This window comes from Streptomyces lacrimifluminis (assembly GCF_014646095.1).
GTDB classification, from domain to species: Bacteria; Actinomycetota; Actinomycetes; order Streptomycetales; family Streptomycetaceae; genus Streptomyces; species Streptomyces lacrimifluminis.
This window is the reverse complement of record NZ_BMMU01000003.1, coordinates 478,719-505,195: the sequence shown is the minus strand read 5'-3', so window position 1 is coordinate 505,195 and position 26,477 is coordinate 478,719. Positions and strand designations below refer to the sequence as shown.

General features: G+C 71.1%; 20 protein-coding genes. 5 read left to right on the top strand and 15 right to left on the bottom strand.

Annotated elements, in window-relative coordinates; all coding sequences use genetic code 11:
* Positions 1–29: 29 nt before the first annotated feature.
* Entirely contained in the window at positions 30–1,124 is a 1,095-nt protein-coding gene (locus IEY89_RS07490) for a DUF5925 domain-containing protein (RefSeq protein ID WP_189146468.1), read from the bottom strand.
* 175 nt (positions 1,125–1,299) lie between these two features.
* Between IEY89_RS07490 and IEY89_RS07485 the strand changes: the two genes are divergently transcribed.
* The gene (locus IEY89_RS07485) at positions 1,300–2,727 is read left to right on the top strand and encodes a GH39 family glycosyl hydrolase (RefSeq protein ID WP_189146467.1); all 1,428 of its coding nucleotides are present in this window, start codon (positions 1,300–1,302) and stop codon (positions 2,725–2,727) included.
* A 123-nt stretch (positions 2,728–2,850) separates the two neighbouring features.
* Here IEY89_RS07485 and IEY89_RS07480 read toward each other — a convergent pair whose 3' ends face one another.
* The 7 genes from IEY89_RS07480 to IEY89_RS07450 all read right to left on the bottom strand — a co-directional run bounded on the left by IEY89_RS07480 (position 2,851) and on the right by IEY89_RS07450 (position 12,690).
* A complete protein-coding gene (locus tag IEY89_RS07480) occupies positions 2,851–6,651 on the bottom strand; it encodes a lipopolysaccharide biosynthesis protein (RefSeq protein ID WP_189146466.1) in 3,801 nt (1,266 codons plus the stop codon).
* On the bottom strand, positions 6,644–7,444 hold the full coding sequence (locus tag IEY89_RS07475) for a polysaccharide deacetylase family protein (RefSeq protein WP_189146465.1): 801 nt from the start codon (positions 7,442–7,444) through the stop codon (positions 6,644–6,646). Before IEY89_RS07475 ends, IEY89_RS07480 begins: the two co-directional genes overlap by 8 nt.
* Positions 7,441–8,448, bottom strand: a complete 1,008-nt coding sequence (locus IEY89_RS07470; RefSeq protein ID WP_189146464.1) for a glycosyltransferase family 2 protein — start codon at positions 8,446–8,448, stop codon at positions 7,441–7,443. The genes IEY89_RS07475 and IEY89_RS07470 overlap by 4 nt, the downstream gene beginning before the upstream one ends.
* A complete protein-coding gene (locus tag IEY89_RS07465) occupies positions 8,445–9,284 on the bottom strand; it encodes a glycosyltransferase family 2 protein (RefSeq protein ID WP_189146463.1) in 840 nt (279 codons plus the stop codon). The genes IEY89_RS07470 and IEY89_RS07465 overlap by 4 nt, the downstream gene beginning before the upstream one ends.
* A 396-nt stretch (positions 9,285–9,680) precedes the next feature.
* Complete coding sequence (locus tag IEY89_RS07460) at positions 9,681–10,808, bottom strand: GNAT family N-acetyltransferase (protein WP_373287202.1); 1,128 nt, start codon at positions 10,806–10,808, stop codon at positions 9,681–9,683.
* 13 nt (positions 10,809–10,821) lie between these two features.
* Positions 10,822–11,172, bottom strand: coding sequence for a hypothetical protein (locus IEY89_RS07455; protein ID WP_229695081.1), 351 nt, complete (start codon positions 11,170–11,172; stop codon positions 10,822–10,824).
* 306 nt (positions 11,173–11,478) lie between these two features.
* Positions 11,479–12,690, bottom strand: coding sequence for a S8 family peptidase (locus IEY89_RS07450; RefSeq protein ID WP_189146461.1), 1,212 nt, complete (start codon positions 12,688–12,690; stop codon positions 11,479–11,481).
* Positions 12,691–12,999: 309 nt separating this feature from the next.
* Between IEY89_RS07450 and IEY89_RS07445 the strand changes: the two genes are divergently transcribed.
* Positions 13,000–13,806 carry an SGNH/GDSL hydrolase family protein gene (locus tag IEY89_RS07445; protein WP_189146460.1) on the top strand — a complete coding sequence of 269 codons (807 nt, stop codon included), beginning with the start codon at positions 13,000–13,002 and terminating at the stop codon, positions 13,804–13,806.
* A gap of 11 nt (positions 13,807–13,817) precedes the next feature.
* On the opposite strand, the gene IEY89_RS07440 is transcribed toward IEY89_RS07445, so the two are convergent.
* The 4 genes from IEY89_RS07440 to IEY89_RS07425 all read right to left on the bottom strand — a co-directional run bounded on the left by IEY89_RS07440 (position 13,818) and on the right by IEY89_RS07425 (position 21,172).
* Complete coding sequence (locus IEY89_RS07440; protein WP_189146459.1) at positions 13,818–15,464, bottom strand: serine/threonine-protein kinase; 1,647 nt, start codon at positions 15,462–15,464, stop codon at positions 13,818–13,820.
* Between the two features lie 91 nt (positions 15,465–15,555).
* Positions 15,556–17,346, bottom strand: a complete 1,791-nt coding sequence (locus tag IEY89_RS07435; RefSeq protein ID WP_189146458.1) for an urease accessory protein UreH domain-containing protein — start codon at positions 17,344–17,346, stop codon at positions 15,556–15,558.
* Positions 17,343–19,478: a tetratricopeptide repeat protein gene (locus tag IEY89_RS07430; protein ID WP_189146457.1), complete on the bottom strand. Its 2,136-nt coding sequence runs from the start codon at positions 19,476–19,478 to the stop codon at positions 17,343–17,345. Before IEY89_RS07430 ends, IEY89_RS07435 begins: the two co-directional genes overlap by 4 nt.
* A 155-nt stretch (positions 19,479–19,633) precedes the next feature.
* Positions 19,634–21,172, bottom strand: coding sequence for a DUF4331 domain-containing protein (locus IEY89_RS07425; protein WP_189146456.1), 1,539 nt, complete (start codon positions 21,170–21,172; stop codon positions 19,634–19,636).
* Between the two features lie 237 nt (positions 21,173–21,409).
* On the opposite strand from IEY89_RS07425, the gene IEY89_RS07420 reads away from it, so the two are divergent.
* From IEY89_RS07420 to IEY89_RS07410, 3 genes are all read left to right on the top strand, one after another.
* Positions 21,410–21,952 (top strand): sigma-70 family RNA polymerase sigma factor, encoded by a 543-nt coding sequence (locus tag IEY89_RS07420; protein ID WP_189146455.1) that lies wholly within the window; start codon positions 21,410–21,412, stop codon positions 21,950–21,952.
* On the top strand, positions 21,949–22,800 hold the full coding sequence (locus tag IEY89_RS07415; protein WP_189146454.1) for an anti-sigma factor: 852 nt from the start codon (positions 21,949–21,951) through the stop codon (positions 22,798–22,800). Before IEY89_RS07420 ends, IEY89_RS07415 begins: the two co-directional genes overlap by 4 nt.
* A 115-nt stretch (positions 22,801–22,915) precedes the next feature.
* On the top strand, positions 22,916–23,185 hold the full coding sequence (locus IEY89_RS07410; protein WP_189146453.1) for a hypothetical protein: 270 nt from the start codon (positions 22,916–22,918) through the stop codon (positions 23,183–23,185).
* A gap of 92 nt (positions 23,186–23,277) precedes the next feature.
* On the opposite strand, the gene IEY89_RS07405 is transcribed toward IEY89_RS07410, so the two are convergent.
* From IEY89_RS07405 to IEY89_RS07395, 3 genes are all read right to left on the bottom strand, one after another.
* Positions 23,278–24,480 (bottom strand): CaiB/BaiF CoA transferase family protein, encoded by a 1,203-nt coding sequence (locus IEY89_RS07405; protein WP_189146452.1) that lies wholly within the window; start codon positions 24,478–24,480, stop codon positions 23,278–23,280.
* Positions 24,481–24,643: 163 nt separating this feature from the next.
* Positions 24,644–25,396 (bottom strand): ABC transporter permease, encoded by a 753-nt coding sequence (locus IEY89_RS07400; protein ID WP_229695085.1) that lies wholly within the window; start codon positions 25,394–25,396, stop codon positions 24,644–24,646.
* A 74-nt stretch (positions 25,397–25,470) separates the two neighbouring features.
* Positions 25,471–26,415 carry an ATP-binding cassette domain-containing protein gene (locus tag IEY89_RS07395; protein ID WP_189146451.1) on the bottom strand — a complete coding sequence of 315 codons (945 nt, stop codon included), beginning with the start codon at positions 26,413–26,415 and terminating at the stop codon, positions 25,471–25,473.
* Positions 26,416–26,477 lie beyond the last annotated feature (62 nt).

Sequence of the window (26,477 nt, the reverse complement as noted above, 5' to 3'; positions counted from 1 at the left end):
CGAAGGAGGGACGAGTGCCCCCCCGCCTTCTACAAGTACAGGCCCGCGTCCGCTCCCTCTCTCTGGTCCGGGACCGTTGTCGGAGTTGTGCCTCTGCGCAGGGCGTACAGCTCGGCCAGGGTGGCGCCCTCGCGGGCGATTCCCTCCTCGGTGCCCAGCCAGGTTGTCGCCTCTCGGCGGGTCAGAGGGCCCACCTCGATGCGGGCCAGGCAGCGGCCGGGGCGGACGACGGCCGGGTGGAGGCGTTCCAGGTCCTCGTTGGTGGTGACGCCCACCAGGACGTTGCGACCCTGGCCGAGCAGGCCGTCCGTCAGGTTCAGCAACCGCGACAGCGCCTGGCCCGCCGTGTGCTTCGCCTCACCCCTGATCAACTCGTCGCAGTCCTCCAGCAGGAGCAGACGCCAGCGGCCCTTGCCCGTGCCGTCCTCCTCACCGATCGCGATGTCCATCAGATAGCCGACGTCGGAGAAGAGACGCTCGGGGTCCAGTACGCAGTCCACCTGGCACCAGTCCCGCCAGGAGCGGGCCAGCGTGCGCAGCGCGGACGTCTTGCCGGTGCCGGGCGGGCCGTGGAGCAGCAGCAGGCGGCCCGCGATGTCCTCCGGGGTCGTCTTCATCAGGCCGTCCATCGCGTCCGCCACCGGCGCGGTGTAGTTGGCGCGGACCTCGTCCCACGTGCCCGCCGAGATCTGGCGGGTCGTGCGGTGCGGGCCCCGGCGCGGGGACACGTACCAGAAGCCCATCGTCACGTTCTCCGGCTGGGGTTCGGGCTCGTCCGCCGCGCCGTCCGTCGCCTGGTCGAGGATCTTCGCGGCCAGCTCCTGGGTGGTCGCCGTCACGGTGACGTCGGCGCCCCGGTTCCAGCGGGAGACCAGGAGGGTCCAGCCGTCGCCCTCCGCCAGGGTGGCGCTGCGGTCGTCGTCGCGAGCGCTGCGCAGGACGCGGGCGCCCGGTGGGAGGAGCGTCGCCCCGGACCGTACGCGGTCGATGTTCGCCGCGTGGGAGTACGGCTGCTCGCCCGTCGCGAAGCGGCCGAGGAACAGCGCGTCGACGACATCGGACGGGGAGTCGCTGTCGTCGACGTTGAGCCGGATCGGCAGCGCGTCGTACGGGTTCGCAGGCATGCCGCCATGATCCGGCACCCGGCCGCCGAGTGCACCCGGTTTCCGTAGTGCGCGCCGAGTGTCGCCGAGTGCGGTGCCTTCGGCCCGCGCGTCCGATACGTCCGTGTTCTGTTACCCGGCTGTGCGCAGCGGAGGCCTGCCCTCCGCCCGTACCCCGCCGTTACTGTTGCCCTTGATGGGACGTCATGGGTGGAATTCGGGGGCTCGGCGGTGGCAGCTCACCGCCCTGCTCGGTGTGGGGGCCGCCGCGCTGGCCCTGGTCCTGACACTGCTCAACACGCTGCCGTCGAACGGGGGCAGCACCGCGGGCACCTCCCGCGACGGCGACAAGGTGCACGGCACACCGCGCGTGTCCTCGCCCGGGTCGGCGGAGCCGGACGTCGGATGGGGCTTCACCCACACCCAGTTCAGCGCGGACGCGGGCGACGCGTCGGCCGTCGACCGGGTCGAGGGGCTGCTGTCGAAGGACGCGGGGCTGCCGCAGAACCAGCACATCATGGGCTGGGGTGCCGGCAACCCCGAGCCGGTCGAGGGGCGTTACGACTTCACGGAGATGGACCGCCGCATCGACTTCATGCGCGCCTCCGGAGCCACCCCGGTGGTCACCCTGTGCTGCGCCCCGGACTGGATGAAGGGCGGCAAGCCCGGCTCCGACAACACCGACTGGAGCCGGTCCGCCCTGGAGACCGCCCCGGACCGCGCCCACTACAAGGACTTCGCCGCGCTCGCCGCGACCGTCGCCAAGCGCTATCCCGACGTACGCCACTTCATCGTGTGGAACGAGTTCAAGGGCTTCTGGAACAACGCCGAGGCGCGCTGGGACCACGAGGGCTACACCGAGCTGTACAACCTGGTCCACAAGGCGCTGAAGAAGGTCGACAAGGACATCATGGTGGGCGGTCCGTATCTCGTCATGGACAGCCTCGACCCGCGCCAGAAGCCGGACGCCTCCGCGACCTTCAAGGGGCCCTGGGGTGCCATGGACCAGCGTGTCCTCGACGCCTTCGACTACTGGAACGCGCACAAGGCGGGCGCCGACTTCGTCGTCGTGGACGGCTCCAGCTACACCAAGGACGACGAACTGCTGCCGGACGAGTTCGCGGCGACCGACAAGTTCACCGCCGTCGGCACGTGGGTGCGGGCCCGGACGGACGGACTGCCGCTGTGGTGGGCCGAGTACTACGTCGAACCCGCCGACGGCAACGACGACCGGACGGGCTGGTCCGAGACCCGCCGCGAGGCCGTCCAGGCCGCCGGCCTGATCGCGATGGCCAAGGGCGGTGCCTCCTCCGGCTTCTACTGGAACCCCGAGAAGGAGAAGGGCACCGACTGCGCGGGCTGCCTGTGGACGCCCACCTCAAGTGGCGGCGGGGGTAAGGCACTTCCCATGTACGACCTGGTCTCCCGCTTCGGCGCCGCGTTCCCGCCCGGCACGAAGTACCGGACCGTTCCGGTGGCCCCGGACGACCGGCCCCACGTGCGCGTGCTCGCCGACGACAAGGCCGTCCTCGTCGTCAACGTCCTGGACCGGCCGATCGACGCGCAGGTCGACGGGAAGCGGTTCGCGTTGGGCGCGTACGAGGTGAAGTGGATCAGCCGCTGAGCGCCGCTCCGCGGGTTGTGCGGTTCATTTGGCTGCGGGCCCGGTGAGGGCTGGTCGCGCCCGCGCGGCGGAGCCGCAAATCGGCACAGCCCCGCGCCCCTTTGGGGCACGCCCCCGGGACTGTCACTTCATCGTCAGGAACCGCTGCACCAGCGAGGCCAGCAGCACCGCCAGCAGCGGCAGCGAGAACCAGAAGCTGCTCTGCAGCCAGCGGAGTTGCCGGACCCCCGGCCGTACCGCGACCCGTACGACCTCCCGGGCCGTGAGCAGCAGGATCAGGGCGACGGCCGCCAGGCCACCCACCACCGACCACGGTGTCCACGTCACCTGGGGGCCGATCGGGCCGGGATCCGCCTTCGCGACCTTGCCCTCCGGTTGCTGCCGCAGCGCGTACATCGTGACGTCGGAGTTGACGAACACCTTCTTCAACTCGTCCCGGCCGTCCAGGTTCTGGAGCAGCCGGTGCTCCCAGGACGCCGAGTAGCCCACGTCCAGCTGGAGATAGACGACCTGACTCCGGTTGACCATCAGGTACGAGTGGGGGCCCGCGTCCCTGAGCGCCTTCACCAGCCCCGACACCAGCACCGGGTCGGCCGGTGCGAGCGTCGGCTCGTACCGCACCTTTTCCATGTCCCGGGCGCCCCACGGCATGGCCGGCGTCACGTTGTCGACGAGGTCGTCGCTCAGCCACAGCAGCCGTACGGTCGGATCGTCGTGCGCGTACACGTAGTTCATCGCGGCGACCTCGCCGGGACGCGTCCGCTCGAAGGACTCGTTGCCCCAACGGGCCACCAGGAAGCCGCCCATGAGGACCAGGCCCGCCATCAGGGCGGCCAGCGGGGCGAGGCTGATCCGGTCCCGCTCCTGTTCCTTCGGGGTGACCCCGGTGCGCGGGAAGAGCGCGAGCGCGGCGAGCAGGGCCGCGCCGGGCAGGGCGAACATGAAGACGCGCAGGGCCATTTCGCCGCCGTACGACTGCATGCCGAAGCCGAGGAACGGGACGAAGGCCAGGACGAGCAGGGAGCGTTCGCGGTACTTGTTGTCGCGGCGGCGCCACCAGCCGTAGCAGGCGAGGGTCATGACCCCGCCGGCCAGCAGGACCCGTGTGTAGAGGACGAGCTTGTGCGCCGAACTGCCGCCCTCGATACGGCCGGAGACGCTGGACGACACATTGCCGCCCACTCCGCCCATCCCGCCGAAGAGTTCGTCGAAGTGCCCCGACCAGTAGGGCTCGGCCATGAAACCGACCCAGGCCGCGACGATGACGCCGAACAGGACGGGCAGGCCCCGCAGTTCGGACCTGCCGATCAGGACCAGGACCGCCAGCACACCCAGCATCACGAACGGCGTCAGCTGGTGGGCCGGGACCGTAGCCGCGAACAGGGCGATCAACACGGCCAGCAGTACGGCCTGCTGGCGGCGGTTTGCCGGCTCGACCTCGGCCTCGCCGGGCCGCACCTTCGCCCACAGCACCCGCGGCGCCCGGAACCACACCAGCAGGATCGCCACGAAGACCAGATAGAGGAGGTAGGTGAAGCCCTGCGGGGAGAAGTAGTCCTGGCCCACCCAGCCGCTCAGGACGAAGATCCACACGCCGGTCCACTTGGCACGCCAGCTCGCCCGCAGTGCGCGCGTCAGCAGGAACAGCGGTGCCAGATAAAGGAGTTGCACGGTCAGCGGCCACCAGCGGATGACCTCGGTGAGGTCGCCGACCCCGCAGGCCTTCGCCACGAACGCCGCCCCGGCGAAGAAGCCCGGCCAGCTCCAGCGCGCGTCCAGGTCCGGTACGGCGGTCCCGGTCCGGTCGATGTGGTCGATGAACCCGAGGTGCTGCCAGGCCGTCGCGAACCGCGGTTCGGCCTCGATCACCGCGGGCAGCGCGTGCAGCGACACGACGGTCGCGAGCAGCGTGACAGCCAGCAGCGTCCGGTGCTCCCGGTTCCCCCACAGCAACGACGTGAACACCACGACCAGCAGTGCGGCCCCGATCAGCGTCGGCAGCGGCAGTACGGAGACCAGCCCGAGCCCGCCCATCCGGTCCAGGTCGGCCTCGCCGAGGCGGGACGCGGGCACCCAGTACAGAAGGAGCGCGGCGATCAGCAGACCGCCGAGGACCACTCCGAGCCCAGTGGGCAGCAGCCGTGCGCGCAGGGTGGGCGGAGGGGGTGCCGGCGGGGCGGGTGCGGCGTGCGGGCTCCGCAACTCCCGTACGAGGGAGGCCTGTACGGCGCGTGCGAGTTCGGCGTCCACGCGCGCTGGGACGGCGGACTTCCGGGGGCCGCCTTCCGCCGGCAGCTCCACGGCTTCCGGTCCCACCTGTTTCAGGGCCCAGGCCGGCCGGTGCTCCGCGCGCGGCGCCGGAGTCCCCGTGGGCGGAGTCCCCGGCCCCGGGCGGACGTCCGGGCGGCGTTCCAGGTGGTCGAAGTCGAGGCGGACGCCGAGCGCGAGCGTGTCCGAGTCCAGCGAACGTGCCCAACCCTGCCCGCGCCCCCGGGAGCCCGCCCCCAGGTCGGCGAGGTCCCCGTCCGGTGCCGGGCCCTCGGGGACCGCGTCGGCCGGCGCCGCCATGACCGTGCGGTACAGCCTGGGCGCGGCGAGCGCGACGATCACCGCGAGGGACGAGATCTCCGCGACGCCCGCTCCGGTCAGCCCCATCCGGGGGAGCAGCAGCAGTGTCAGACCGAGCACCAGGACGCACAACAGGCCCTGCATCCAGGCGAGTGGGCCGGTGCGGCTCTGGGCGCGCAGCACCGCGAAGTACGTCTCCATGACGACCCGCAGCACCGCGCCGACCGCGAACCAGCGCAGCAGCGGGGTCGCCGCGTCCGCGTAGCCCGAGCCGAAGACGCCCAGGATCCAGGGCGCGCCGAAGAACAGCACAGCCGCGACCGGCAGCATGATCCGTGCCATGCGTCTGAGCGCGGCCCGGGTGTTGGCGGCCAGCCGGGCAGGATCGTGCGAGCCCTCGACGGTCAGGGAGGCGCCCATGTTGATGGCGAGCAGGTTGACGGTGCCGCCGATGGTGGTGGTGATGTAGAAGTACGCGTTGTCGGTGGAGCTGACCTGCGAGGCGACGATCACCGGCACCAGGTAGACCACCGCGAGGGAGAACAGCGACCCCGTGTAGTCGCCGGCCAGGAACCGGCCGACCTCCTTCGGCGTCGGCGGTTTCGCCTCGGCGTGTTCCGCGGTCGCCGCGACGTGCCGGGGCACCAGCCGCCGGAAGACCAGCCAGCCGAGCGGCAGTACCGACACGGCGATCGCCGCGACCCACGACACGAAGACACCGCTCGTCGGGATCGCCACCGCGAAGGCGACCAGCAGCGCCAGCTTGACCGCCGAGAACACCGTGTTGCCGACCGGCACCCACAGCGCGCTGCGCAGCCCGGTCAGCACCCCGTCCTGGAGCGTGAGCAGGTTCCACAGGACGACGGCGCCGACGAACCCGAGGGCGGGCACCGGCCCGTGCAGGAACCGGTACGACGGCCCCCAGCTGTCCAGCGTGAGCAGGAAGAGGCCGCCGGCCAGTGCCACGATCACCGAACTGCCCGCGTACGTACGGAAGATGAACCGTCCGGTGGCGCGGCCCGCGACCGGGATGAAGCGGGCCAGGGCGCCCGTCAGCGTCACCGCCGTGAGACCGGCGAGGAGCTTCATGGCGGCGATCGCGGCGGAGCTCTGGCCGACCGCCGACTCGGAGTAGTAGCGGGCGGCGGCCAGCCAGAAGCCGAGCCCGAGCACGGCGGAGATGCCGGTGTTGAGCATCAGCGCGTAGGCGTTGCGGAACAGCTGGCTGCCGCCCCGCCCGCCGCTGCCCGGGCCGGGAAGCCGTAGCCGCAGCCGCCGCCCAGGACGCCGCTCGGGTGTCCCGGCCTCGGGCGTCCCGGCGGCCTCGGTCGCGGGTGTGGTCGTCGTGTCAGACACGGGAACGGATGGCCTTCCGGCGGACCTGACGTGCTCTGCGGACCACGGCGTACCCCTTGGTGAGGGCACGGTCCCGGGCGAAGTCACGGGCGACGGACCGGCCTTCGGCCATCCGCGTGAACTCCTCGATACCGGTGGAGCGGCGCACGGTGACCCGACGCAGGGCGTACGGGCCCTGCTGTCGGCGTGCCAGAGCGTTGCCGACGGCGAGCGCCTGGGCGAACCCGGCCGCCCGCACCGCCTCCCGCACCCGGCGGCTGGAGTAGCCGTACGGGTAGGCGAACGACGCCGGCACGGCGTCGAGCCGGTCGGCGACGAGGTCCCGGCAGCGGGTCAGCTCGAAGCGCAGCGCGTCGTCGTCGAGCCGGTCCAGCTCCGGGTGCGTGTGGCTGTGGCCGCCGATCTCGACGCCGCTGCCCGCGAGTTCGCGCACCTGGTCCCAGTCGAGCATGGTGTCGAGGCCGCCCCCGGTGTCGTACGGGCCTCTGAGCCAGCCCGTCGACACGAACAGTGTGGCCGGGAAACCGTGCTTGGCGAGCACCGGCAACGCGTGCCGGTGCACTCCCTCGTAGCCGTCGTCGAAGGTGATCAGCAGCGGACGCGCGGGAAGTGGGCGACCGGATCGCCAACTCGCCGCCAGCTCTGCGGTGGTGAGCGGGGTGAAGCCTCGCTCGGCCAGCAACGCCAGCTGTTCGGCGAACGCCTCCGGTGTCACCGACAGGGTCCTGGTCGCCTCGCTCGGCTCGGTGGCGACGGAGTGGTACATGAGGATCGGTACGCGTGCGTCGGTCATCGCGGGCTGCCTCCCTCGGTCCGCACCGCGCTCTCGATCTCCACCACCGTGAACGTGGCCCCGCCCCGGCGCGCCCGCAGGCTTCCGAGGACGTACCCGCCCGCCGCCGTCAGCACCCCGGCGACGATCGCCCCCGCCCGGCCCGCGCCGCCCGGCCTGGCCAGCAGGGCGTCGCGCAGACCGCGCGCGACCCCGGCGGGCAGGACCCGGGTGGTGTACCGGCGTTCGGACTCAAGTCCCTTGTCCGCACCCACACTTCGGGCGACGAGCGCTTTCGACAGGCCCTCGGCGTAGGTGCGGGTGCGGAAGTACCCGAAGTGTTCGCGGACCTCGGGCACCCGGTGATGGATCACCGAACGGTCGTCGATGAGCAGTACCGCGTCGGGCCTGGCCCGGGTGAGCCGGATGCACAGCTCCGTCTCCTCGCAGCCCAACGGCCGCTTGTCGCCGTCCCGTCCGATCCCGGTGGCGAAACCGCCGGCCGCGTCGAAGGCCGTACGCCGGAAGGAGGCGTTCCCGCCGAGCACGTTGCGGACCCTGACACGTCCCCCGGGCAGCCCCTTGTAGGTGCAGCCCACCACCCAGTCGAACTCCTCGGGGAACCAGGCCGGCCGGCGGCCCGACGCCCAGATCGGCATCGTACGGCCGCCGACGGCCATCACCTGGGGGTCCGCGTACCCCTCGGAGAAGTGGCGCAGCCAGTCGCGTTCGGCCACGGCGTCGTCGTCGAGGAAGGCGATGATCCCGCCGTGCGAGGCGGCGATCCCGGTGTTGCGGCCGGCCGACAGGCCGCGCGGCCCCGCGTTGGCGAGCACCCGTACCTCGTCGGTCTCCTTGTACTCCTTGGCCAGCCGCTCCAGGAGAGGCTGGTTGTGGTCGACGACCAGGAGCGTCTCCAGGGCCGGCCGCGACTGTGCCCGCACCGAGGCGACCGCCGCGAGGATGTCCTCCCAGCGGTCCTCGGTGTAGACGCAGACGACAACCGAGACGCCGAGCTCGTTCAAGACACCTCTCCCCGGCTCGCGCTGAGGATGCGGGAGTGTGAACGGCTGCGCAGGGCACGCCGGTTGGAGCGCTCCTTGAGAATCACCCGCAGGACGCGCAGCCCGTCGCGCACGGCCCGCAGATTGCTCGCGCCGTGGATGCGGAGGTACTCGTGGCTCGGGATCTCCTGCACCTTGAGCCCCGCCTTGACCACCCGGATGTTGATCAGGGTCTCGATCTCGAACCCGGTGCAGTCGAGGTCGATCTTGTCGAGGCAGTGCCGCCAGAACGCGTTGTAGCCGTAGCAGAGATCGGTGTAGCGGGCGCCGAACTTCTTGTTGACGACCGTGCACAGCGCCCAGTTGCCGAGCTTGCGGATCGGCGTCATGTCGTCGGTGCCCCCGCCGTTGGCGAAGCGGGAGCCCTTGGCGAAGTCGGCGCCCGAGACGAGCGCGGAGACGTACGACACGATCTCGTTGCCGTCGGCGGAGCCGTCCGCGTCGACCATCACGATGATGTCGCCGGTGCAGGCCTCGAATCCGGTGATCAGGGCATCCCCCTTGCCCTTGCCCCGCTGCTCGACGACCTTGACGCCGGGCCACAGGTCGCGGGCGACCCCGACGGTGTCGTCGGTGGAGTTGCCGTCGACCAGGACCACTTCGTGGATCCAGTCGGGCAGGGTCTTGAAGACGTACGGCAGGTTCTCCGCCTCGTTCATGGCGGGGATCACCACACTCACCGGTGGCGTGATCGCCAGGTGGGAGGAGATCGGCCGGTACACGTCGGCCGTGATCGGTTGCCGGTCGGCGATCGCGGGCTCCTGGCCCGGTATCGCCGGTCGCAGAACGGAACTCATGAGTCTGGTCCCTCTCGTCCGGTGGACCGCCCGCCCCTGGGCGGCCCGGTGATGTGTCCGGTTCGAAAGGGGGGTTCTCACTCACGGCATGCCGAATGGATTCTCCGTATCGGTCTCTGGCTGTCTCGGTACATGCCGGGTGAGCTGGCAAAGCTGACCGAACACCATGACCCGGTGGTCGGTTTCGCGGCACGGCCCGGTGAGACGTACGTCCACCGAGCACGGCACCCCCCTACCGCGTCCCGCTCCGACGGCCGTCGTGGACCCTGAGCCCTCCCCTGAGTCACAGGACGACGTACCGATGCGGGTGAGATGTATGACGGTATTGACGATTGCGCCCTTATGGCAAGACCTGGAACGAGGTCTCACGTTTTTGTTGGTTTGACCGTTACGCAACTACTTTGATCGATTTCTGGAACGGAGCTGTCCCATCCGTTTCAGCGCCCTGTCCGCCGGCTCGAAGAGCTCCGGCCGCGACAGCACCACATTGCGCAGCGCCCGGACCGGAGCGCGCCGCGCGCGATGTCCGGCCGCCACCGGGTGACGACGTGTCACCCACCCCTCGGAGACGAGGAGTTCACGTGTCTTCAGGGAGTCCTTGTACTCCTTCTGCCCGCGGCCCAGATCCAGGTACGCGATCCCGTCGGCGGCGGCGGCCTCGGCCATCCGCAGATGCAGGATCAGTCCCGGCGAGTACTTCGCGTACGCCGGGTCGTAGGCCGGGAACCAGCAGGCGAGTACGCGTTCCGTGCGCAGCCCGAAGTGGGCGGCGATCGGCTTCCCGTCGGCGTAGAGCACCGACAGGATGCCTGCGAACGGGTCGGAACGGGTGTGGAAGAGTTGCTGCGCCAGCCGGGTGATCCAGGGGTGCGCGAACCGGTCGCTGCGTCCGGTCCTGCGGTACTGGGCGGACTTCCAGGCCATCAGCCTGGTCAGCGCCTCGGGATCGCGCTCGTCGTGCACGTAGCGGATCTCACCGGCGTCCCGGCCGAGTTTGCGCTCCTTGGCGAGCGTCGTGCGCGTGAACTTGGGTGAGCGCGTCCGGAGTCCGGCCAGATAGGTCTCGTACCCCTGGTCGACGTCGATCACCGGGGACGGGAAGGTGCCGGAGACCCCGGCCTCGAACGGCGCCTGGCCTCCCACCAGATGGTCGAACTCCCACACCGAGAGCCCGCAGGCGCGCAGCAGTTCCTGTGCGTCCCAGTCGAATCCGGGGCGGTGCACCAGCCCCTGGGAGTCGGAGACACCGAGCCCGATCGCCCGGCCGACGCCGGCGGCTGATCTCTGGAACGGGAAGAACGCGGCGGGCTCCCCGCCCTCGTGGAGCACCGCGATGCGTACGCCGCGTCTGCAGCGGCCGATCGCGAGCGTGAACTCCGGGGACAGGAACGGGTTGGCCAGTTCGGGTGAGCCGTGCAGATGCGCCTTGGCCTGCAGCGCCGTCCAGGCGGCCCGGTCCGCGGCGGTCAGTTCGCCGGGCCGGTGCACGGTGAGGGTCACGTCGGGTGTCAGATGTCGAGCCACGTCACCAGCCACGTCAGAGGGTCCGTCTTCTCGCCGTACGGCCGCGCTGTCGCCCTGCCAGTACCAGCAGGAGGATCAGCGCGCTGATCACGGTCACGGCCACGACACCACCGCGGATCGACCACCGGTGCGTCGCCAGCATGCCCTGGGCGACCAGGAGATCGAGTGCGACCGCCGCCGCCACCGATGTCACGATCCGGCCGAACGGCTCCAGTCCGCGCAGCGCGGCTCCCACGGCGACCGCCGGCGCGGCGAGGAGGAAGAACAGGGTGAGGGGGCCGCGCAGCGGTGAGGCGGTGTCGGTCAGCGCGAGGACGGCGCCGATGGCCGCGACGGCCACGGCCACGCCTGCGAGCAGCGGCAACAGGTCCTTTCCGGGCCTCTGTTCCGACGGCTCACCGTCGTCCGATCCGCTCCCTGACGAAGGTGGCTTGATGCGTATGGTCTGCATTGGCGACTTTGCCCCCCGACGCGCCGGATGCCGGGCTTCAATGTCGCGCAGCGGGACGGGCGAGTCAAGACGCGGAGCTTCTGCGAGGCGTTCCCCGAATGCGTACACGACGTTTCCCGGAGGGGGACGAGGGGGTGAACGAACGAGTTCCCCGGAGGCGCCGGCTGCCTCCGGGGAACTGCCGTTCAGGTAGGGCGGGTTACCGATGCGGGACGGGTGTTACGGGACGAGCTTCAGCAGGCGGTTCGGGGAGCCGCTGCCCGGGCTGGTGACCACACCGGTGGTGGCGCCGCTCGTGAGGGCGGTGGCGACCTGGGCCGGGGTGGCCGAGGTGTGACCCGCGAGGTAGACGGCCGCCGCACCCGCGACGTGCGGAGTGGCCATCGACGTACCCGAGATCGTGTTGGTCGCGGTGTCGCTGGTGTACCAGCCCGCCGTGATCGAGGAACCCGGGGCGAAGATGTCCAGGACCGAGCCGTAGTTGGAGTAGCTGGCCCGGGCGTCCGTGCTGGTGGTGGCGCCGACCGTGATCGCCGAGGCGACGCGGGCCGGAGAGTACGAGGAGGCGTTGGCGCTGCTGTTGCCGGCCGCCACCGCGTAGGTCACGCCGCTGGCTATGGAGTTGGCGACAGCCGTGTCGAGAGCGGTGGAGGCGCCGCCGCCGAGCGACATGTTGGCGACGGAGGGGCCGCTGTGGTTCGCGGTCACCCAGTCGATGCCCGCGACGACACCGGCCGTGGTGCCGGAACCGGCGTTGTTGAGCACGCGGACCGCCACGATCTTCGCGGCCTTGGCCACACCGTAGGTCGAGCCCGCGATGGTGGTGGCCACGTGCGTGCCGTGGCCGTTGCCGTCCTGCGCGACGGTGTCGCCGTCCACGGCGTCGTAGCCGTTGGTGGCCCGGCCGCTGATCTGGGAGTGCGTGATGCGTACGCCGGTGTCGATGACGTAGGCCGTCACGCCGGCGCCCGCCGTGTCCGGGTAGGTGTAGGTGCCGGACAGGGGAAGCGCCGCCTGGTCGATGCGGTCCAGGCCCCACGGGGCGCTGGGCTGCGTGGCGTCGAGGTGCACCGTCTGGTTCTGCTCGACCGAGGCCACCGAGGGGTCGGCCGCGAGTCTGCGGGCCTCGGCGGCGGAGAGGGTGGCCGAGTAACCGTTCAGCGCGGTGCTGAACGTCTTCTTCACCGTGCCGCCGTACTCCTTGATCAGGCTCTTGCCGGCGCTCGACGCGGACTTGAGGCCCGCCGTCTTCTTGAGCGTGACGATGTAGCTGTCCTTGACGGCTGTGGGGGAGCCGGCGGCCAGCACCTTGCCCTCGGCGGGGGCCGGGGCTGCCTGGGCGGGGAGTGCGGTGAATCCGCCGACGAGAGCGGCGGCTGCGACGACGGTGGTCGCGGCGGTCCTGATCTTCCTGCTGCGCAGTTGTGCCATGACGAGGGAGTCCTCCTCTTAGGCAGCACACGCCTGGGTGGGGCGCGTCTGTGGGGGGTGCCCGCTGGTGCGGACACAGCCCGGAGCGTCGCGTTCCGTCCGGGCCGAAGTAAAGACTCGGTGATGAACGGGAGTTACTCAAGAGGTTGGACGGCTTGTCACATGCATGTCATGAACAGGTAATCGAACGCAACGTGGGCGGGGGTGGTCGGGCCCTTTAGGGATGCAAAAGTCTTGGCATGGACACTTCCGGTCAACACGCGTAGTTGATACGAACGTTGTGGCAGAGATCCTGCTAATGGAGGTTTCATGAGACATTCCCGAATCACGTCATACATGATCTCGCTCCTCCTCGCCGCCGGCATCGCCCTCACCGGGGCCGCGTCGGCGCAGGCGTCCCAACTCGCCGCCCCCACCGGCTATGTGGCCCTCGGTGACTCCTACTCCTCGGGGGTCGGCGCGGGCAGCTACATCGGCTCCAGCGGCGACTGCAAGCGCAGCACGAAGGCGTACCCGTACCTCTGGGCCGCCGCCCATTCACCCTCAAGCTTCAACTTCACCGCCTGCTCGGGCGCTCGAACGGGTGATGTTCTGGCGAATCAGCTGGCCCCGCTCAGCTCCTCCACGGGACTCGTCTCGATCAGCGTCGGCGGCAACGACGCGGGCTTCGCCGACGTCATGACGACCTGTGTGCTCCAGTCCGACAGCTCCTGCGTCGCCCGCATCAACACCGCGAGGGCGTACGTCGACTCGACGCTCCCCGGTCAGCTCGACACCGTGTACAGCGCCATCAGTTCCCGGGCGCCCGCCGCCCATGTGGTCGTCCTGGGCTACCCGCGCTTCTACAAGCTCGGCCAGGCCTGTCTCGGGCTCTCCGAGGCCAAGCGGTCCGCGATCAACAGCGCGTCCGAATACCTGAACAGCGCACTCGCCAAGAGGGCAGCCGACCACGGCTTCACCTTCGGTGACGTCAAGTCGGCCTTCACCGGTCACGAGATCTGCTCGGGCAGCTCGTGGCTGCACAGCCTCAACCTGCTCAGCATCGGAGAGTCGTACCACCCGACGGCCGCCGGCCAGTCGGGCGGCTATCTGCCGGCGTTCACCAGCGCCGCCTGACCGGCGCCGGTTCAGGGCGTACCGGAGGGAGTGGCAGTGGGAGAGGAGACCTCGTCCGTCGGGGTCTCCTTCTCGCACGCCACGGAGAACTGCACGGAGTTCGACTTCACGTTCACCGGGTCGCGGACCTCCACCCCGATCGCGTTCTCGATCGTCCCGCTCTCGTCGTACGTCGTCACGAAGACCTTGGTGTCCTTGGTCTTCCCGCCGTCCGCCGAGAACGACAGCGTCCGCCACCCCTGCTCCGGCGCCTCGCCCGTCTCCGTCACCCACCGGTAGGAGACCTTCGTGGGCACGTTGCCCACCGTGAACGTCGCCGTGAAGGCGGGCGCCTGGGCCTGGGGCGGCGGGCAAGGTCCCGAGTAGTCGGTGCCCTCACCGGCGACATGGACCTCGACGGTCTGCGCCGGCTGTGAGGTCCTGCCGCTGTCACTGCTGCTCGGGGTGGGGCTCTTCTCCTCGCCGGAGTCGCTGGGACTGTTCTTCGGCGAACTCGCCCCGCCCGTACCGGCATTGCTCTGTTGCGTGCTGCTGCCGGCGTCGGCACCGGTGTCGTCCCCGCCGTTGTCGCGGTTCAGCAGCGCGTACGTCAGTCCGGCGACCGCCAGTGCGACGGCGGCGAGGCCGGCGACCAGGACGACGGCCGCCCGGCGGTTGCGATCAGGTCCGGCCGGGCGGGTGGTCGGGCGCGTGTCCGCGGAAGGCGGTACGGGCCGGGTCCCCGCCGTGGGAACGGGCATCGGCCCAGGGGTCGTCGTCGGATACTGCGGGAAGGCCGCCGCGGTCGTCGGCGGGTACGGGCCCGGCTGGACGTCGTCCGCGCGCAGGGTCCCTCCCGCTCCGATGATCCGCAGATCGTGCTCGGCCCGCTCGGCGGAGAGACGTTCGGCCGGATCCTTGCGCAGCAACCCCTCGATGACGGGCGTCAGCGGCCCCGCCCTGAGCGGCGGCGGCAACTCCTCGTCCACGATGGCGCGCAGGGTGCTGAGCGGGGTGTTCTGCCGGAAGGGGGAGTTGCCCTCGACCGCCGCGTACAGCAGCACGCCCAGCGACCACAGGTCGGACTCCGGGCCGGGGGTACGCCCCAACGCCCGCTCTGGAGCGAGGAATTCGGGGGAGCCGATGAGCTCGCCCGTCATGGTGAGGGCCGAACTGCCCTCGACCGTCGCGATCCCGAAGTCGGTGAGCACCACCCGGCCGTCGTTGGACAGCAGCACGTTGCCCGGCTTCACGTCCCGGTGCAGCACTCCGGCCTCGTGCGCGGCCCGCAGCGCGGAGAGCACCTCGGCGCCGATGTGCGCCGCCCGTTGCGGGGACAGCGGCCCCTCGGCGTCCAGCTGATCGGCGAGCGACAGTCCGCGGACCACCTCCATGACGATCCAGGGCCGGCCACCGTCGGTCGCCACGTCGTACACCGTCACGACGTTCCGGTGGGAGACGCGGGCCGCGGCCCAGGCCTCGCGCTCCAGTCGGGCGTACATCCGTTCGGTCTCGGAGGTCGGCAGTCTGGAGGGCGCGCGCGTCTCCTTGACGGCGACCTCGCGGTGCAGCACCTCGTCGCGGGCCAGCCACACCGTGCCCATACCGCCCTCGCCGAGCGGTGAGAGCAGCCGGTAGCGTCCCGCGATCACACGTTCACTGCCCGGTTCTTCGGACACGGACGTCCCTCCATCGCGGCCACGCGTTCATGGATCCGTCTTGTTGCACGCCGGTTTTCTGTTCTCCGCCTGATTTCTTCCCAAAAGTAGCTCAGCCGAAGGCGGCTGCCGCTCCCTGGAGCACCAATCCGGTACCCAATACGACGACGAGGAACGCGGACGCCAGCGGCGCGGTACGCCGAACGAGTGCGACCACCGGCCCGCCGGCCAGCGCCGGACGCCGGTCCAGCAGCCGGTTCGCCCCACTCCCCAGCCTCACGACGAGGAACCCGGCCCCCGTGAGGGTGAGCGCGAGCCCGACCCCGTACGCCAGCACGAGCAGGAACCCGAACCACGCCTTGCCCAGCGCGGCGGCCCCGACCAGCACGACCACGGCCGACGGACTCGGCACCAGCCCACCGGCGAACCCGAGCAGGATCGTGCCTCGCAGGGTGGGCGCGATGTCATGCGTGTGGGTGAAGCCGCCGTGGGTGTGTTCGAGGGTGGTGCGGTCGTGCTGGTGCTGGTGCTTGCGGTCGTGGGGCTTGTGGGTGTGGCCCTGATCGTGCTCATGCCCGTGGTCGTGCACATGTGCGGGAGCTGAGGCGGGTGCGGGTGTTGCTGAGGTGTCCGCGTGGGCGTGTGACGCGTGGGCGAGGACCAGTTGGCGTTCCGGTGCCTTGTCGGCGGCGTGGGTGTGGCTGTGGGGGTGCTCGTGATCGTGGGAGTGACCGTGACCGTGGGAGTGCTCGTCGCCGTGGGAGTGGCCGTGGCCGGGGTCGTGGGAATGACCGTGGTCGTGCGGATGAGGGTGCGCATGGGGGTGCGCATCGGCGGCGAGGTGTGAGCGCTCGTGTGCGCGCCGGCGCCAGGCCCGCCGGGTGAGGGTCAGGCCCGCGCCCGTCACCAGCACACCGCTCGCCACGCCCAGCCAGGCCACCACCGAGGGGGCCGCCGCCGAACCGGCCGTCACCAGCAGGCCCAGGGCGACCACGCCCAGCGTGTGGGTGACCGTCACCGAGGTGGCCAGCGGCATCACGTCGCGCAGACGGGCCTTGCCACCCCTGGCGGCTGCCGTGGCCGCCATCAGGGTCTTGCCGTGGCCCGGGGCGAGCGCGTGCATGGCGCCGAGGAAGACCGCGATGACCAGGGCCAGCGCGGCGAAGCCGACCGTGAGGTCGTGCCGGGCCACCAGGGAGTCCAGGGCGCGCGTCCACCGGTCGGCGCCGCGCGGCAGGACGGAGGACGCCGGTGCCGCCTGCTCGCCGCCCTCGGTGAGGGCCGGGCCGCCGGCGCCCACCTGGAGGACGGCCGTCGCGGTGTCGGCCGGGGAGGAGAGCAACTCCTGCGGGTAGCTGGTCAGTTCACCGGAGATCGACTTCTGCGGTACGTCGGACTCGGCGAGCGTCATCCGGTCGCCGCGCGCGGTGATCTCCCGCCAGCCCGGCCCGGACTCGCTGCCCGCGCTGTGGAAGCCGAGGGCGACGGTGTCCCCTTCGGCGACCTCGGGGAGGGCGGCCGTCAGTTCGCACTCCACCCGCAGGGTGTCGAGGCCGGCCTGTCCGGGCCGCTCGCTCGCCTTGGCACTGCCGACGGACAGCGTGACGGCCCGGCCCGAGACGGTGACCCTGCTCCCCCGCGCTGCTGTCGCGCACCGCTGCCCGGCCCAGTCGGTCAGGCCCAGCTTCTCGATGTCGGGCTTGGCCTGGGTCGCCGGGATCTCGGCGAGGTCCTCGACATGGGCGACCCGCAGCTGCCCGGGGGCCACGACGAGACCGTCGTACCGGTTGACCGTGAAGTTGCCGAGCGGATGCGCGCTCGCGGCCGAGGCGGGAACCAGCACCAGCGCGCAGGCGGCCGTGAACACGGCGGCACCGGCGGCGGCCGAACGACGGGACTTCACTTCGCCGCCTCCAGGGACTTGAGAGCCGTACGGGCCTTGCGGGCGCCCAACGGGGAGAAACCGGGGTTGAGTTCGAGGGCGGCGGAGAGCGAGGCGCGGGCTTCCTTCGCGTGGCCCGTGGCCTGCTCGATCATGCCGCGGTGGTAGAGGAAGGAGGCGCTGCGATAGCCGGTCGCGGTGGCGCGGCGGGCGTACGGGAGCGCTTCCTCGTCCTGGCCGTTGGCGTGCAGCGCCCACGCGAGGGCGTCGGCCGTGTGTACGGTCTCGCGGCGGTCCCACTCTGCGCGGGCCGCGCGCAGCGCCGACTTCCGGTCGCCGTGGTCGGCGGCGGCGAGTGCGGTGTCCAGGTCGGCGTTGACGCCGTTGGCGCGGGCGATGGCCGTCCAGGCGTTGACGAGCGCGTACTGGGCGCGTGCCTTGGCCAAGTCGCCATCACCGCCCCGCACTTCGTACAGCTCGCCGAGTTCGACGAGCGGGCCGGGCAGTGGATAGCGGGAGACGACGTCCTCCAAGCCCTTGATCGCACCGGCCAGGTCGCCGTCGGCGAACTGGGCGCGGGCGCGGCCTTCGAGCGCCGGAAGGTAGGCGTCGTCGGCGGCCAGGGCGCGGGCGAAGTACTCCAGGGCGGACTTGTACTCGCCCTGGTTCCAGGCGAGTTGCCCCAGAGCGGTGGCCACGTACGCGATGTCCCCGCGGGAGGCGGCGGAGCCGAGCGCCTGCTCCAGCACACGCCGGGCGGTGGTGACCTCGCCGCGCAGCTCACGCACGTACGCGAACCGGGTGAAGACAGGCACCCCGGGCCGCTTGGCGTCGGCCTCGTCGGTGGCCTTCAACGCCTCGTCGTAGCGCCCGAGTTCGACCAGGGCGTCGATACGGGTGGACAGGGCGCGCTCGCTGTAGGGGTTCTGCGCGAGGGCCTGGTCCGCGTATGTGAGGGCGCCGGGAAAGTCATGGCGGGCGGCGGCGAGGGCGGCGCGCCCGGCGAGAGCGGGATCGTTGTCGGGCTTCAGCTCCAGGGACCGGTTCAGGGCCTGCTGGGCCTGCGGGTACCGGGAAGGATCGCCCTTGGTGCGGGCCTGCTCGACATACGCGAGCCCGAGAGTGGCCCAGCTGCCGAAGTCCCTGGGCTGTGCCCGGAGATGGGCCTGGAGCGAGGCGATGCTCGCGTCGATGTCCCCGGTCGCGAGCAGCGCGGGAGACATCGCGGCCGACGCCGACGCGACCGTGGTGGTCCCGCCTCCGTCCCGAACGGCCCCCAGCACCATGGCCCCGGCGGAGAACGCCACCGCCAACGCGGCGGCACAGGCACCGAGTTGGACCGCCCGCCACCGGCGCGACGACTCCCCGAGCCGCCGAACCGCGGCGACCCGCTCGTCGGGGTCGGAGGCGGGGGCACCGGTACCGGGGGAGGGGGACGACTGGTCGGGGGAGACATCCGGTGTGTGCTCGGCAGCCATGCCGCCCGCCCTCTCGGGCGAGGCGTCGGTGGTCGAGGCGGCGAATGACTCGCGGGTGCTGGCCGCGACGTCGGTTTCCGGTGCCTTCCGGGTCTCCGGAGCGGCTTGGGCCGCCAGGGTCTCCCGGGGAGCCGCCGCGCCCTCGGCATCCGTCACGGAGGAGCGACCGGTGCTGGACCCGGCAAGGGCCGCGGCGCCCGGCCCGGACTTGTCGGTCTCGGCCGTGGCCGCCGAGGGTGTTCCCGCGGGTGTGCCGGCCGGCGTGGTGCCGGTCGGTTCCGGCACGGGGAAAGCCCGTACGTCGGAGTGATCGTCGCTGGACGCGGTGAGGGCTCCGGAAGGCTGCTCGGAGCTGTTCCGCTCGGCGGCCGACACGGGGCGCGACGCGCCCGTGGGACCGGCGCTCGGTCCGGACTTGTCCGTCTCGGCGGAGCCGGCCGGTTCGCTCAGGCCAGGCGCGTCCGTGTCCGTGGGGGCGCCGATGTCCGTCCCGCCCTGGCCGGGCAGCGCCGCGCCGGTGTGTTCACCGGTGCCCGCGGCACCCTCCGTGCCGAGGTTCCCGGGCGCCCCCGCCGTGTCGGTCGGCCGGCTGCCGAGCTCACGGCCCGGTCGCGGGAGCGGCGCCTGCGGCGCCTGCTCGCGGTCCGGTGCGTTGTCGTTCGTACGCGGGGGCATGCCCTCTCCTCAAGGTTCCTGGGCGGGTCATCTGCGGGGGAAGCGGGGGCCGACCACCCGGGTGGGGCCGGGAGCCGACGGGAGTGCGGCGCGGCCCGCGCCGTGGGGATGGAAACGGGCCGCGCCAGTTGGTGGGGGTGGGAACGGACCGCGGGTCAGTACGCCCGGTTCCCCATGTTCCGGCGCCACCACACGACACCGGCGGTGATCAGCAGGAACCCGGCCGCACCGGCCGCCGCCGAACCGGCGATCAGCACGGTGTCGGTGCCACCGGAGGTGCCGGCGGGCTGCAGCGCGTCGCCGAGCTGGCTGCGGACGTCATTGGTGCCGGTCGTGCCCTTGGCCAGAGGGCCACGCGAACCCTCGGTCGGCAGAGCCACGTACGGGAAGTAGTTCTCGAACTTCTTGTCGTTCTTGTCGACCGCGTCGCCGAGGTCGTTCTTCGCGCCGAGCAGTTCACCCTCGACGACCTGGAGCGAGGCGTCGATCACGTCGTCCGTCAGGCGGCGGCCGTTCGGGAAGCCCGCGTTGTCGCCGTCGAGCACACCGAGCCGCTTCGGCTTCTTGGCCGGAGCGATCGAGGTGTTGAGACGCAGCTGCTCCGACGGAGTCACGTACGGCGGCTGGTTGAGACCCTTCACACCCTTGAGGAAGACGTCCACGAGGTCGTTGCGCGGCTCGGCGGGCGCAGGGATCTTGTAGATCGCCTCGATGAGCTTCGGCAGCTCGGGGTTGGTCACGTTCTTCAGGAACTGGGCGTCCTCCCACGGCGAGGACGCGTTGAACTTGTCCTTGTCACCGATCGGGTTGACGACCTCGTTGACCAGCGGCATGCCCAGTCGCGAGACCTGCGCGAAGTTACCGCGGGCGTTCTTGCGCTGGGTCGTCGACCAGATACCGACGATCGGCTGCTTCGACGACTCCACGATCATGTGCGTCGGCACCTGGAGCGCGATCGAGTTGACGTTGTAGCCCTTGAGCGTGTCGTTGCCGACCTCGGAGAGGTTCCCGCCGTACAGCAGGTCGAAGACGCGCAGGTCGAGGAAGAACGGGTCGTCGGCCTGGCCGGCGAACGTCGTCGAACCGTTCGTCAGCTTGTGGATGGCCTGGTTGCGCAGCTTTGCGTAGTCCGGCATCGACGCCTTGCCGACGTTCGACGGAGCGACCGGAACATCGTCGGCGATCTTCGTCTTCGACTGGACGTACTGGTTCTTGAGCTTGATCAGCTCGATGTCGTACGTCTGCGTGATGTTGAGGTCCTTGTCGTCCAGGCTCTCCACCGCGCCCGTGTTGTACAGGAACGTCTTCTTGTTCTTCACATGCGTCTTGAAGGTGTAGCGGAACAGGAGGTCGCCCTGCGCGTCACCGTTGTTGTCGATGTGGAGGTCGTACTGGGCGTCCTCCGCGAACTGGAAGAAGTTCGGGCCGCCGGCCGGCTCCTCGAACGGGATCCAGTTCGCGACGATCGTCGTCGTGTCGGCCTTGTCCGGGCTCACGAACGCGTACACGTCCGTGTTGTCGTACTGGGGCGTGCCCGAGATCAGCGGAGCCTCGCGGTGGCTGGAAGCGGTAGCCGTACCCGGTACGAGCGCGGTGACGCCGGCGGCCGCGAGCCCCCCGGTGGCCAGCGCGCCACAAATGAGGGTCGCGATGCTCCTGCGCCGCGCGCCGCCCTTGGAGATGGTTGTCGTCATGCCGTCCGTCCTCACCGTGTCAACTTGCCTGACGACGGGGATTCGGAGCCCTCCCCGAGGCGGATTGGTCGAATCTGAAAATTTTCTTGAAAACGTTTGGGACGCGACCGACCCGCGATTCGAGGGCAGCAGATCCGTACCCATCCGAAGCCGGGTTCGCTTCGAATGCCTAAGGTGACGGTGACAAGCGTGATGGAGCGGGGAGGGGCCGTGTGCGGCCATAGAGAGGGGACGCGGGTGGGAGCGGACGAGCTTCTGGTGCTCGTGGCCGGGGGCGACCAGAAGGCCTTCGAAGAGCTGTACGGGATCGTGTCCGGGCCGGTGTTCGGGCTGGTGCGGCGCGTGGTGCGGGACCCGGCGCAGTCGGAGGAGGTGTCCCAGGAGGTCCTGCTCGAACTCTGGCGCTCCTCACCGCGGTTCGATCCCAGGAAGGGCAGCGCCCTGTCCTGGATACTCACGCTCGCGCACCGCCGGGCCGTCGACCGGGTGCGCAGCGCCCGTGCGGCCGGTGAACGCGAGCAGCGCGAGGCCCAGCGCTCCCACCGGCCCGCCTTCGACCACGTGGCCGAAGAGGTCGAGGCCGGCATGGAACGCGAATGGGTGCGCCGCTGCCTGGACCGGCTGACCACCCTGCAACGCCAGTCGGTCACCCTCGCCTACTACGAGGGCTATACGTACCGTGAAGTGGCGGAGCGGCTCTCGCTCCCGCTGGGCACGGTGAAGACAAGGATGCGCGACGGCCTGACCCGACTGCGCGAATGCCTGGGAGGCGTCGCATGAGCATGCTCGGCAGACTGTTCCGCCGCGAGGATCTCCATTCGCTCGCCGCCCCCTACGCCCTCGACGCCCTCGACCCCGACGAGCGGCGCCGCTTCGAGAAACACCTGTCCCGCTGCGACGCCTGTACCGCCGAGGTGCGCCTGCTGTCCGAGGACGCGGTCCGGCTGGCCTGGTCCACGGCCGCGCAGCCTCCGTTCGCCATGCGCGACCGGGTCCTGTCCGCCGTACGCGCGACTCCGCAGGAGTCACCGGGCCACTCCCCGGCGCGCGCCCCCGGCCGCTCCGCCGAAGCGCCCCGCAGGCGGAGCCATCAGTTGCCGGCGCACGTGTGGGGCACCGAACCGCCGCCACCGGTCCGCCGTGCGCCCCGCATGCGCCCCATGTTCGCCCCGCTGGCCACGCTCACGGCGGCAGCCGCCCTCGTCGTCGCCGCGCTGTTCGCCGTGCAGAACACGCAGACCCAGGACAAACTGGAAGCCGCGCAGGCCCAGGCACGTGAGATTGCCGACGTTCTGTCGGCTCCCGACGCGCGGGCGACCGCCGACCGGGACGCGCGGGGCCAGGGGATCACCGCGATCGCCTCCGCGTCCGAGGGGCGCGCGGTCGTGACCCTCAGTGGGTACGGGGAGCTGCCGAGCGACCGCGTGCACCAACTGTGGCTCATGCGCCCTGATGTGCAACCGCGCTCCCTGGGACTCTTCAAGGGCGACACGCCCTTGGTCGCTACCGGTCTCGACAAGTCGGCCACATCACTCGCTGTGACCGTTGAACCCGACGGGGGCTCAGAGCAGCCCACCAGCGCACCAGTTGTCCAACTCGCCCTGGAATCGGTTGGATTCGGAGAGTAATCATCAACACCCTTGTGGGGAAGGTGAATCCTGTGACCGAGATACACGAGTGCCCCGGGGGAGCGATAGGGTTAACCTGCCCGGGCCGGGTGGACTCGTACGGGTGGGGAGTGACATGGAACAGATAACGATGCACAGCAGGGCGCGCGTCCCTGCGATCACGTGCGGGAGCGGCGCCACCAAGGCGCGCCTCGACCGCCATCTCTCGGTGCTGTCGGGACCCGCCGTCCCTCAGCGTGAGACGGCGGAGGCGACCTCGCTGATGCGCGAACTCACCTCACGGGACACCGTGAAGCAGCGCAGCGATCTTGGCGCGCGGGTCAGCAGGCTCTCGCTCTTCGCCCCGCTGCGCCGTCTGAGCCGCACCCTGTTCGGCGGGCGCTGAGCGGACCGTGTCGGCGTCCCCACGCCGTCCACGGTTCACCACCGACTCCGGTCCACCGTCCGGTCGTTCGCCCCGTCGTTCCCTGCCCGTACTCAGGCGACCACACCGTCCCGGCGCAGTGCTGCGATCTCCTCGCCCGTCATCCCCACGGCACGCAGCAGTGCTTCGGTGTGCTCCCCGAGTGCGGGCACATCGCCCATCCGCGCCTCGCCGCCGCCCGGCAGGGTGATCGGGGGCAGCAGCGCGCGCAACGGCCCCACCGGTGACCCCACCTCCCGCCACCGGTCCCGGGCCGCGAGCTGCGGATGCTCCGCCACCTCCTGTACGTCCCTGAGCCGCGCGCACGCGATCCCGGCCCCCTCCAGCCGCGCCAGGGCCTCGTCGGCCTCCAGCGCGCCGAGGGCCGCGGCCACGTGGGCGTCGGTCCGCTCCCGGTTCCCGACCCGCGCCGCGTTCGTCGCGTACCCCGGATCGGACCCCAACTCGGGCCGCCCCAGCACCTGTTCGGCCAGCCGCTGCCACTCCCGGTCGTTCTGCACCGACAGCAGCACCCGCCCGCCGTCCGCCGTCGCGTAGGCGTCGTACGGGGCGATGACAGCGTGCGCGAGACCGGTGCGCGCCGGGGGAGTGCCGTCGTGCATCGCGTGGTGGAGGGGGTGCCCCATCCACTCGGCGAGCGCGTCCAGCATGGACACCTCCACCGGTCCGCCCCGCCCGGTCACGCCCCGCCGTACGAGCGCCGCCAGCACCCCGGAGAACGCGTACATGCCGGCCGCGATGTCCGCCGCCGGAATCCCGGCCTTGACCGGCTGCTCGGGCGTCCCGGTCACCGACACCAGCCCGGCCTCGCACTGCACGAGCATGTCGTAGGCCCGCTTGCCGGCGTACGGTCCCGACGGCCCGTATCCCGAGATGTCCACGGCGATCAGCCGGGGGTGCGCGGCGCAGAGGGTGGCCGCGTCGAGGCCGAGGCGGGCGGCGGCGCCCTGGGCGAGGTTCTGCACGAACACGTCGGCGTCCGCGATCAGCCGCTGGACGACGGCGAGCCCTCGGGGGTCCTTCACGTCGAGGGCGAGGGACTCCTTCCCTCGGTTGCACCACACGAAGTGCGAGGCGAGACCGTGCGCGGCGGTGTCGTACGCCCGCGCGAAGTCGCCGCCGTCGACCCGCTCGACCTTGATGACGCGGGCGCCGAGGTCGGCGAGCTGGCGGGTGGCGAAGGGGGCGGCGACGGCCTGTTCCAGGGTGACGACGGTGAGGCTGGTGAGGGGGAGGGGTTCCATGCGGGCGATCATGTCGGGTTTTCGCCCCCGCCGCCCCTACCCGTCCCCTCCTGAACCTGGGGGCTGCGCCCCCCCAGACTCCCTGCGGCCCTGAACGGGCCTCGTCCTCAACCCCGGAATGGCCCGGCCCAGCTGAGATGCCCGGGCCCGCGCCGGATACGGGTGGGTGGAAAGCTCACCCCTCGCCCTCCGCGTACCGCCGTACGGCAAGCGGCAGGAACACCACGATCAGCACCACACACCACGCCAGCGACCCGGCGACAGGGTGGACGACCGGCCACGCGCCGTCCCCCGGGACCGGCGCGTTCCCGAACAGGCTCCGCATCGCCGTGGCGACCGCGCTGATCGGGTTCCACTCGGCCAGGATCCGCAGCCAGCCCGGCAGACCGTCCGTCGGGATGTACGCGTTCGACAGCAGCGGCAGAAGGAAGGTCGCCCCGCCCAGCTGACCGGCCGCCTCCTCGCTCCGGGAGAGCAGCCCGAGGTAGATCCCGATCCACGTCGTCGCGAACCGGAAGAGCAGCAACAACCCCACCGCACCCAGCGCCCGCAGCGCCGACCCCTCGATCCGCCACCCCACCGCGAGCCCCACGAGGAGCAAGGGCACCGTCCCCGCGGCGGTGACCACGAGGTCGGCGAGAGCCTGACCCAGCGGTACGGCGGCCCGGCTGATCGGCAGCGTACGGAGCCGGTCCATCACGCCCCGGTGGGTGTCCTGGGCCGCCTGGAACATCCCCGTCATGATGCCGTTGGCGGCGGTCGCCACCAGCAACCCCGGTACCAGGAAGGCCCGGTAGTCCTCGCCGGGTATCGCGAGGGCGCTGCCGAAGACGTAACCGAAGAACAGCAGCATGGTGATCGGCATGGACTGCGTGAGGATCAGCAGCCCCGGGTTGTGCCGCAGTCGCCGCAGATGCCGGCTCAGCATGGCTGTTCCGTCGTACGCCAGGGCGGAGATCGCGGTGGTCGCGGAAGCCTTGGAGGGGCGGGAGGCCAATGTGCTCACGCTGCAAGCTCCTTACGCTCCGTCAGTCGGAGGAACACGTCGTCAAGGGTCGGCGGGCGCAGACTCACGTCGAGCAACGCCACGCCCGCGGCGTCGAGTTCGCGCACCAGCCGGGGAAGGGTGACCGTCGGGTCGGTGGTGACCGCGCCGACTGTGAGCCGGTGGCGGTCCAACACCGGTGTGGAACCGGCGACTTGGGCGAGGATCCCGGCCGCACCCAGCAGCGCGCCGGTATCGGCGACCATGACCTCGGCGTATGAGCCGATGAGCGCCTTGAGCTGGGCGGGAGATCCGGTGTGGGCGACCCGGCCGTGCTCCACGAGGGCGATGTCGTCGGCGAGTTGGTCGGCCTCCTCCAGATACTGGGTGGTCAGGAGGACAGTCGTACCCTCGTCCTTCAACCCGCGCACCGCCGCCCAGATCTGGTTGCGGGCAGCGGGGTCGAGTCCCGTCGTGGGCTCGTCGAGGAAGAGCACCTCGGGCCGTTTCACCAGGCTCGCCGCGAGGTCGAGGCGGCGGCGCATCCCGCCCGAGTAGGTGGACGCGGGCCGGTCGGCGGCCTCCGTCAGCCCGAAGCGGTCGAGCAGGTCGTCGGCGCGCACGGCCGGCCCCTTGAGCCGGTGCAGCCGGGCGAACAGCCGTAGGTTCTCGCGGCCGGTGAGGTCCCCGTCCACCGACGCGTACTGCCCCGTGACACCGATCCGGCGCCGGACGGCAGCCGGCTCCCGTACGAGGTCGTGCCCTGCGACGCGGGCCGAGCCCGCGTCCGACCGCAGCAGTGTGGTGAGCAGCCGCACGGCCGTGGTCTTGCCCGCGCCGTTCGGCCCCAGCAGCCCGCACACGGACCCCTCGGCCACGGCCAGGTCCAGCCCGCGCACGGCATGGACCTCGCCGAAAGACTTCTCCAACCCATCACTAAGTACAGCGTACGTAGTAGTCATGCGGCGACCGTAGCGCATTACGTACGGCGTACGTAACTACGATGGGTGGTCGAGGTGATGAT